This window comes from Streptomyces colwelliae (assembly GCF_048158785.1).
Lineage (GTDB): Bacteria > Actinomycetota > Actinomycetes > Streptomycetales > Streptomycetaceae > Streptomyces.
On the sequence record NZ_JBLTJC010000405.1, the window covers coordinates 1 to 8,811 of the forward strand.

Consider the following 8,811-nt stretch of genomic DNA (forward strand, 5'->3'; position numbering starts at 1 on the left):
GCATGCCCGTCGTGGTCTCCCTCTTCGTGAGCCCGACCGACGAGACGCCGACCTACGTCCGTGTCGTGGCGCTCATCGCGGTGCAGTGGTTCCTGGGCTGGATGAGCCTGGCCCGCATCCTGCGCGGCACCAGTCTGGCGCTGCGCGAACGGGAGTTCATCGAGGCGGCCCGGGTCAGCGGAGCCTCGTCCTGGCGGATCATCAGCAGAGAGATCCTGCCGAACGTGGTCACGCCGATCCTCGTGCAGTCCACGTACATGCTTCCCGGCTTCGTGACCGCCGAGGCCGGCCTGTCCTACCTGGGCGTGGGCATCGTCGAACCGACGCCGGACTGGGGACAGATGTTCTCCAAGGCGTCCACCGAACTCGTGATGTCGAACGACATCACCTACATGTTCTTCCCGGGTGTCTCGATGATCATCTTCATCGTGGCCTTCAACCTGCTCGGGGACTCGGTCAGGGACGCCTTCGATCCCAAGACGGCGCGCTGACCGTCCGTTGGTGGGCGTCCTCGCCCGGATACCGCACGGCAACACAGCAATCCAGCACGGCGATCCAGCACGGGAATTCCTTTGTGCACTGGTGACACACAGATGGGTGGAAACTGAGTGATGAGTAGGGGCGGACGCCACGTATACGCCGCGCTCTCCGTGCTCGCGGCCGGGGCTCTTGTGCTCACCGGTTGCAGCAAGGGCGGCAGCGACGCGAGTGACAACAACAAGCAGGACAAGGAGAACGCGGCAAGACAGCAGAAGTCGATCAAGTTCGGCGACGCCGCGGACTCCACCGGACCGGCCGCGGCCGTGGCCGGCGCCAAGTCGGGCGGCACGATGGAGGTTCTCCAGCGTGACAGCTACGCCCACCTCGACCCGGCCCAGATATACGTCTCGGACGAGGGCTCGCTCGCGACCCTGATCCACCGGGGTCTCACGGGCTACAAGACCACCACCAACGACGGCAAGGGCCACGAGGTCGTCGGCGACCTCGCCACCGACTCCGGTACCACCACGGACGGCGGCAAGACCTGGAAGTACACGCTCAAGGACGGCATCAAGTTCGCTGACGGCACGCCGATCACGTCCGCGGACTTCCGCCAGACCTTCGAGCGGCTCTTCGCGCCCTTCATCAACCAGGGCCCGTCCTACCTCCAGCAGTGGCTGGCCGACACCTCCGGCGCCGACTACCGCAAGCTGCTGCCGGACGGTCCGTACAAGGGCAAGCACCTGCCGAGCACCGTCCTGGAGACCCCGGACGCCAAGACCGTCATCTTCCACTTCAAGACGGCGCACTCCGACCTGCCGTACGCCCTGGCCATGGCGGGCTACGCCGTCGTCTCCGCCAAGGGCGACACCCAGGCGAAGTACGACAAGTCGCCGGTGACGAGCGGCCCGTACAAGATCCAGTCGTTCAAGTCCGGCAAGTCGATGGTGCTCGTGAAGAACACCAACTGGGATCCGAAGACGGACCCGATCCGCCACCAGTACGTGGACCAGTTCAACTTCACGTTCAACCAGCAGTACGAGACGTCGACGAAGGCGCTCCTCGCGGACAGCGGCGCGGACCAGACCGGCATCAGCTTCAACAACCAGGTCGACGCGGGCAACCTGTCCAGCGTCCTCAAGGACCCGAAGATGAAGTCCCGCACGATCTCCGGCTACCAGCCGTACGTGGGACAGATGAACATCAACAACAGCCACGCGGCCATGAAGGACAAGACGGTCCGTGAGGCCATCGCCTACGCGCTGCCCATCACGCCGTTCCTCCGTGCCTTCGGCGGCACCGACGCGATGGAGGTCGCCGGCGGCACCATCAGCCCGACCGTCTCCGGCTACAACGCCGCGTTCGACCCGTTCGGCAAGAAGAAGAAGCCGGCCGGTGACCCGGAGAAGGCCAAGGCGCTGCTGAAGAAGGCCGGCAAGCTCAACATGAAGCTGACCTTCGGCTACACCAACACCCCCGAGGGCCAGCAGTACTCCACCGCCATGGCGGCGGGCCTGAAGAAGGCCGGCTTCAACGTCCAGCGCCAGGAGATCCCGGCCGAGACCTACTACGACCAGGTCAGCAAGCTGGACAACAACTACGACATCTTCCACACCGCGTGGGGCGCCGACTGGCCGTCCGCCTCGACCGTCGTCCCGCCGCTCTACGACGGACGCGGCATCGCCGACGGTGCGCAGAACTACTCGCAGGTCAACGACCCCAAGGTGAACGCCGACATCGACGCGGCGAACAAGATCACCGACCCGGTCAAGGCCGCGGCCGCCTGGGAGAAGATCGACGAGTACCTCGTGAAGGACCTCGTCGCCTTCGTCCCGACCGCGTACTACAAGCAGACCCAGATCGCCGGATCCAAGGTCGGCGGCCTCGTCTACGACGACGTCATCGGTGGCGTCGACCCGCGTCGCCTGTTCGTCAAGTAACCGCCGTCCGTCCGGCACCTGGTGCTCCCGCCCCTCGGGGTGAGGCACCGGGTGCCGGACGGCCCGCCGACGTCAGAGAGCTGCCCCTGTCATGCTGCGCTTCCTCGTCCGCCGGTTCCTCGGCGCCGTCGTCATCCTGTTCCTGCTGAGCATCGTCACGTTCCTGCTGTTCTTCGGGATGCCACGCGACCCGGGCCTGCTGATGTGCGGCAAGACGTGCAACCCGACCAGCCTCGCGAACATCCACCATGTGCTCGGCCTCGACAAGCCGATCAGCACGCAGTACGGGATCTTCCTGAAGAACCTCGTCATGGGCAGCAACGGCTTCGCCCAAGGCCCTTGCCCCGCCCCGTGCTTCGGGTACTCGTACCACACCAACGACCAGGTCTGGGCCACGCTGATCGACCGGCTGCCCACCACCATCTCGCTCACCCTCGGCGGCGCCTTCTTCTTCCTGCTCATCGGCCTCGGCACCGGCCTGCTCGCCGCCTGGAAGCGCGGCACGATCATCGACAAGACGGCCACGGCCGGGGCGATGGTGCTCAGTTCGATGCAGATCTACTTCCTGGGCCCACTGGCACTGGCGCTGCTCGTCTACCAGACCCACATCTTCGACAAGCCGGCGTACAACAACTTCACCGCGAACCCGATCAGCTGGTTCTCGGGGCTGATCATCCCCTGGGTCGTGCTGTCCACGATCTTCGCCGCGCAGTACACCCGTATGGCGCGCTCGGCGATGATCGAACAGCTCCAGGAGGAACACGTCCGCACCGCCAAGGCGAAGGGGATGTCCCGCAGATACGTCTTCTTCCGCTACGCCTGGCGCGGCTCGCTGATCCCCATCGTCACCATCTTCGGCATCGACCTGGGCGCACTGCTCGGCGGCGCCATCATCACCGAGTACACCTTCAGCCTGCCGGGCCTCGGCAACCTCGCCGTCCAGGCGGTGTTCTACAGCGACCTGCCGCTGCTGCTGGGCGTGATGATCTTCTCCGCCACCATGATCCTCCTCTTCAACATCATCGTCGACGCCTGCTACGCCTTCATCGACCCGCGCGTGCGGCTGGCCTAGGAGCACTCGTGACCACATTGACCAAGGAAGCCGGAGCTCCCTCGCCGGCCGACGCGGGTGCGCTTCTCTCGGTGCGGGACCTGCACGTCAGTTTCAAGACCGAGGACGGCGTCGTCGGCGCCGTCGACGGTCTCTCCTTCGACGTCCAACGCGGCAAGACGCTGGGCATCGTGGGGGAGTCGGGCTCCGGCAAGTCGGTCACCAACCTGACGATCCTCGGCCTGCACAACCCGATGTTCACCACCGTAGAGGGCGAAATCCTCCTGGACGGCCAGGAGTTGACCACGGCCCGCGAGTCCGAGATGGAGAAGCTGCGCGGCAACAAGGTCGCCATGATCTTCCAGGACCCGCTGACCGCCCTCTCCCCGTACTACACGGTGGGCCGCCAGATCGCCGAGCCGTACATGAAGCACCTGGGCGCCTCGAAGAAGGCCGCCTGGGCGCGCGCCGTGGAGATGCTCGGCAAGGTCGGCATCCCCAACCCGAAGGAACGGGCGCACGACTACCCGCACCAGTTCTCCGGCGGTATGCGTCAGCGCGCGATGATCGCCATGGCCCTGGTCTGCGACCCGGACCTGCTGATCGCCGACGAGCCGACGACCGCCCTCGACGTGACGGTCCAGGCCCAGATCCTCGACCTCCTCAAGGACCTCCAGCAGGAGTTCGGCTCCGGGATCGTCTTCATCACGCACGACCTCGGCGTGATCGCCGACATGGCCGACGACATCATGGTGATGTACGCGGGCAACGCGGTGGAACGCGGCACGACGAACGATGTCCTCCGCTCACCTCAACACCCCTACACCTGGGGCCTGTTGAACTCCATGCCCCGCCTGGACTCGGACCTGAGCGCGCCCCTGGACCCGATCCCCGGCGCCCCGCCCTCGCTCCTGAACCCGCCCTCGGGCTGCCGCTTCCACCCCCGCTGCACCTTCCAGGACCGGGTCGGCGGCACCCGCTGTGTCACCGAACGCCCGCTGCTCGCCCCCGACCGCGCCTCGGCCTGCCACCTCACGGCGGACGAGAAGCGCAGCATCTTCATCGAAGAGATCAAGCCCCGACTGGGCTAGGAGGAGACGTCATGACAGAGGACCTCGTCCTGCCCGCACCGCGCGACGCGGTACCGGAAGCCTCCGGTGACCCGTTGCTGGTGGTGGAGGGCCTGACCAAACACTTCCCGGTGAAGGGCGGCTTCCCGATCCGCCGTACGGTCGGCGCCGTCCAGGCCGTCGACGGCATCGACCTGACCGTGCACGTGGGGGAGAGCTTCGGCCTCGTGGGCGAGTCGGGCTGCGGCAAGTCGACGACGGGCCGCCTGATCACCCGCCTGATGGAGCCGAGCGCGGGCAGGATCACCTACCGCGGCCAGGACATCTCCCACGCCTCCCGCAAGCAACTGGCCCCGATCCGCTCCGAGATCCAGATGATCTTCCAGGACCCGTACTCGTCGCTGAACCCGCGGCAGACGGTCGGGAAGATCATCTCGGGCCCGATGGAGATCAACGGCATCCAGCCGGAGGGCGGCCGTGAGAAACGGGTCCGCGAACTCCTGGAGATCGTCGGTCTCAACCCCGAGCACTACAACCGCTTCCCGCATGAGTTCTCCGGCGGCCAGCGCCAACGCATCGGCGTGGCAAGGGCGTTGGCCCTGGAGCCCAAACTGATCGTCGCGGACGAACCGGTCTCCGCCCTGGACGTCTCGATCCAGGCCCAGGTGGTGAACCTCCTCCAGGAGGTCCAGAAGGAACTCGGCATCGCGTTCCTGTTCATCGCCCACGACCTCGCAGTCGTACGACACTTCTCGCACCGCGTGGCGGTCATGTACCTCGGCAAGATCATCGAGGTGGGCGACCGTGACTCCATCTACACCCGCCCCCGGCACCCGTACACCCACGCGCTGTTGTCCGCGGTGCCCGAGGTGAACCTCAGCGACAACGAAACGGTCGGCCGCGAACGCATCCGCCTCGCGGGCGACGTCCCCTCCCCGATCTCACCTCCCTCCGGCTGCCGCTTCCGCACCCGTTGCTGGAAGGCCCAGGACAAGTGCGCGACCGAGGAACCGCCCCTGATCCAGATCGAGGGCAACCGTCCCGCCCACCTGACGGCCTGCCACTTCCCGGAGGAGCCGACGATCGAGGCACGGGACGAGGACATCGTGCTGGACCCGGCGTTGGTCGCGCTGGAGGAGTCGCTGGACGAGTAGGAGCCGAGCCGGCCGGCCTGACGGCGTGAAGACGTGACCGTCGGGCCGCCCGAAGACGCCCTAGGTGCATCAACGGCCCACAGCTTCAGCCACGGTGATGATTTCAGGGCAGGCAGGGGTCAACGGCCCCCGCTCCCAGTCGCCGTACCGCTCGACAACAGCGAACCCCGCCTCGCCGAGGAAGCGGTCCAGAGTGTCGGTGTCGAGGAATCGTAGGGTGGTCCGGTCGACCTGCGGCCGTTCCCACAGCGCACCGTCAAAGGTCTCGGTGAACGTGACCCGATCGCCGGCGGATGCCACGGACTCGACCTCGTGCCACACGCGTACGACCCCGCCCCGCCCGTCCGGGATCTCCCGCGCCCGATCCGGCGTCCACGTCTCCCAGGCCCGGGCCCCCGGATTCCGCGTCTCGAACACGAACCGCCCGCCGGGCACGAGAGCGGCGTGTACGGCATTCAGGGCGAGGCGCAACTCCTCGTCGCCCAGCAGTACTTGGAAGGCGTGGCCGGTCATGACGGCGAGTTCGAACTCGCCGTGCCACTCCCGCGCCCGCAGATCCCCGAGGACCCACTCGACGCCGGGTTCATGAGCCCGCGCCAGCACAAGCATCGCGGCGGCGGGATCGATCCCCATGAGCCGCCCTCGATGCCCTTCCCGCAGGGCCCGCCCGAGCAACCGCCCGGTACCGCACCCGACATCGAGCACGGAGCCGGCGGACATGACCAGCCCGAGACAGAAGTCGTCGCCGGGTCCCCACGGGTTGAGGGTGTCGTACAGCGCGGCGAGCGAAGGATCCGCGAACGAGCGATCAATCACCGCGGCAGTGTGTCACGGGAGGAGGGGACGGCGAAGGCCCGCGCCTGGGTGGGCGCGGGCCTTCATCCCCTGGAACCGGACGTTCATGGGCTCGGGTCAATGGGCCGGTGAAAGTCCGTTCCTGAAGGGGGCGGCTGACTAAAGGGGTGTGTCAGGCCGCCGCCTCGGGGTCCTTGGAGAGACGGGGTGCCGGAACGGTGTCCGCCGTCTCGGGGTAGTGGCATGCGGTCAGGTGGCCGGGCTTGTTGCCCTCGACCTGTACCAGCGGCGGAGCCTCCGTCGCGCACTTCTCCGTCGCCTTCCAGCAGCGGGTGCGGAAGCGGCAGCCGGTGGGCGGGTTGATCGGCGACGGTACGTCACCGACCAGCCGGATGCGGTCCCGGGCGGGCGTCTCGTCCACCGTGGCCTCGGGCACGGCGGACAACAGGGCTCGCGTGTAGGGGTGACGCGGGTTGCCGTACAGGTCGTCGCGGTCGGCGATCTCCACGATCTTGCCCAGGTACATTACCGCGACCCGCTGTGAGAAGTGCCGGACGATCGCCAGGTCGTGGGCGATGAACACGAACGCGATGCCGAGTTCCCTCTGGACCTTCTGGAGCAGGTTCACGACCTGTGCCTGGATCGAGACGTCCAGGGCGGAGACCGGTTCGTCCGCGACGATCAGCTTCGGTTCGAGGGCCAACGCACGGGCGACACCGATGCGTTGGCGCTGGCCGCCGGAGAACTCGTGCGGGAAGCGGTTGTAGTGCTCGGGGTTGAGGCCGACGATCTCCAACAGCTCACGGACGCGGGCCTCGCGGCCACCGGCCGGGTTGATGCCGTTGATCTCCATGGGGCCCGCGACGATCTTGCCGACCGTCTGCCGCGGGTTCAGCGAGGCGTACGGGTCCTGGAAGATCATCTGGATCTCGGAGCGGATGGGCGCCAGCTGTTTGCGGTTGGCGTGGGAGATGTCCTGGCCGCGGTAGGTGATCTTGCCCGCCGTCGGCTCCAGGAGCCGGGTGATCAGGCGGCCCGTCGTCGACTTGCCGCAGCCCGACTCGCCGACCAGGCCCAGGCTCTCGCCCTCGCCGACCTGGAAGTCCAGCCCGTCGACCGCCTGCACGGCACCGACCGTACGCCGGATCGGGAAGCCGCCCTTGATCGGGAAGTGTTTGGTCAGCCCGCTGACGTCCAGGAGGGGGTTCGTGTCGCTCATGATGGGAAGTCCCGTTTCTAGTACGTCAGTTGTGCTGGGCTACGGCGGCGAGATCGGCGAAGAGTTCCTGGCGCTGCTCGGTGGTGAGGTGGCAGGCGGAGCCCCGGCCGTCGACCACCTCCAGCACGGGCCGCTCGCTGGAGCACCGTCCGCCCGGGACCTTCTCGGCGAAGGCGCACCGCGGGTGGAAGCGGCAGCCGGACGGCGGGTTGAGCAGCGAGGGCGGCGAGCCCGGGATCGGCATCAGCGGTACGTCGACCGGTCCTTCGAGGCTTGGCATGGAGCTGAGCAGACCGAGCGTGTAGGGGTGCTGCGGGTCCGTCAGCACTTCCTTCTTGGTGCCGCGCTCCACGCACCGGCCGCCGTACATCACCAGGACGTCGTCCGCGATGTCGGCGATGACGCCGAGGTCGTGGGTGATGAACACGATGGCGGTGCCGAACTCCTGCTGGAGATCCTTCAGCAGGTCCATGATCTGGGCCTGGACCGTCACGTCGAGGGCCGTCGTCGGCTCGTCGGCGATCAGCAGCTCGGGGTCGCAGACCAGCGCCATGGCGATCATCGCGCGCTGGCGCATACCGCCCGAGAACAGGTGCGGGTAGTCGTCCACCCGGACCTCGGGCTGGGGGATCCCGACCCGCTTCAGCATCTCGATCGCCCGCTCGCGGGACTCCTTCTTGGAGGCGCCGGTGTGCTTGCGGTACACCTCGCTGATCTGCTTGCCGACCGTGTGGTACGGCGACAGCGAGGCCAGCGCGTCCTGGAAGATCATCGACATCTTGTTGCCGCGCAGCCGCTCGAGTTCCTTCTCGGTGGCGTTCAGCAACTCCTTGCCGTCGAGCAGGATCTCGCCCTCGATCGCCGTACGGTCGCGGTCGTGGAGGCCCAGGATCGTCAGGTTGGTGACGGACTTGCCGGAGCCCGACTCACCGACGATGCCGAGCGTCTTGCCCTTGGCGAGGTCGAAGGAGAGCCCGTCGACGGCCTTGACGACGCCGTCCTCGGTGGAGAAGTGGACTTTGAGATCCCTGACGGAGAGGAAGGGCTGCTGATCGGTGCTCGTCACGGAGACGCTCCTGGGGGCGATGCGGGGGGTAGGGGG

General features: G+C 67.2%; 8 protein-coding genes. 5 read left to right on the forward strand and 3 right to left on the reverse strand.

Going from position 1 to position 8,811, the window contains the following annotated elements:
- The 5 genes from ACNFOC_RS45595 to ACNFOC_RS45615 form a co-directional block, all read left to right on the forward strand.
- Nucleotides 1–491: ABC transporter permease (locus tag ACNFOC_RS45595; RefSeq protein WP_416964892.1), on the forward strand; the 491-nt coding region annotated here is incomplete at its 5' end.
- Between the two features lie 120 nt (nt 492–611).
- Complete coding sequence (locus ACNFOC_RS45600; protein WP_416964893.1) at nt 612–2,420, forward strand: ABC transporter substrate-binding protein; 1,809 nt, start codon at nt 612–614, stop codon at nt 2,418–2,420.
- Between the two features lie 91 nt (nt 2,421–2,511).
- Nucleotides 2,512–3,492 carry an ABC transporter permease gene (locus ACNFOC_RS45605; RefSeq protein ID WP_416964894.1) on the forward strand — a complete coding sequence of 327 codons (981 nt, stop codon included), beginning with the start codon at nt 2,512–2,514 and terminating at the stop codon, nt 3,490–3,492.
- Between the two features lie 8 nt (nt 3,493–3,500).
- Nucleotides 3,501–4,562, forward strand: a complete 1,062-nt coding sequence (locus ACNFOC_RS45610) for an ABC transporter ATP-binding protein (RefSeq protein WP_416964895.1) — start codon at nt 3,501–3,503, stop codon at nt 4,560–4,562.
- An 11-nt stretch (nt 4,563–4,573) separates the two neighbouring features.
- Nucleotides 4,574–5,695 carry an ABC transporter ATP-binding protein gene (locus ACNFOC_RS45615; protein ID WP_416964896.1) on the forward strand — a complete coding sequence of 374 codons (1,122 nt, stop codon included), beginning with the start codon at nt 4,574–4,576 and terminating at the stop codon, nt 5,693–5,695.
- Nucleotides 5,696–5,764: 69 nt separating this feature from the next.
- Here the strand turns inward: ACNFOC_RS45615 and ACNFOC_RS45620 are convergent, their stop codons facing one another.
- The 3 genes from ACNFOC_RS45620 to ACNFOC_RS45630 all read right to left on the reverse strand — a co-directional run bounded on the left by ACNFOC_RS45620 (nt 5,765) and on the right by ACNFOC_RS45630 (nt 8,775).
- The gene (locus ACNFOC_RS45620) at nt 5,765–6,511 is read right to left on the reverse strand and encodes a class I SAM-dependent methyltransferase (RefSeq protein ID WP_416964897.1); all 747 of its coding nucleotides are present in this window, start codon (nt 6,509–6,511) and stop codon (nt 5,765–5,767) included.
- 151 nt (nt 6,512–6,662) lie between these two features.
- Complete coding sequence (locus tag ACNFOC_RS45625) at nt 6,663–7,709, reverse strand: ABC transporter ATP-binding protein (protein WP_416964898.1); 1,047 nt, start codon at nt 7,707–7,709, stop codon at nt 6,663–6,665.
- A gap of 25 nt (nt 7,710–7,734) precedes the next feature.
- Nucleotides 7,735–8,775, reverse strand: coding sequence for an ABC transporter ATP-binding protein (locus tag ACNFOC_RS45630; protein WP_416964899.1), 1,041 nt, complete (start codon nt 8,773–8,775; stop codon nt 7,735–7,737).
- Nucleotides 8,776–8,811 lie beyond the last annotated feature (36 nt).

What these genes read in the sequence shown, in the direction of transcription:
- ACNFOC_RS45600 (WP_416964893.1), top strand. Translation starts at nt 612, where the DNA reads ATGAGTAGGGGCGGACGCCACGTATACGCCGCGCTCTCCGTGCTCGCG.
- ACNFOC_RS45605 (WP_416964894.1), top strand. Translation starts at nt 2,512, where the DNA reads ATGCTGCGCTTCCTCGTCCGCCGGTTCCTCGGCGCCGTCGTCATCCTG.
- ACNFOC_RS45615 (WP_416964896.1), top strand. Translation starts at nt 4,574, where the DNA reads ATGACAGAGGACCTCGTCCTGCCCGCACCGCGCGACGCGGTACCGGAA.
- ACNFOC_RS45625 (WP_416964898.1), bottom strand. Translation starts at nt 7,709, where the DNA reads ATGAGCGACACGAACCCCCTCCTGGACGTCAGCGGGCTGACCAAACAC.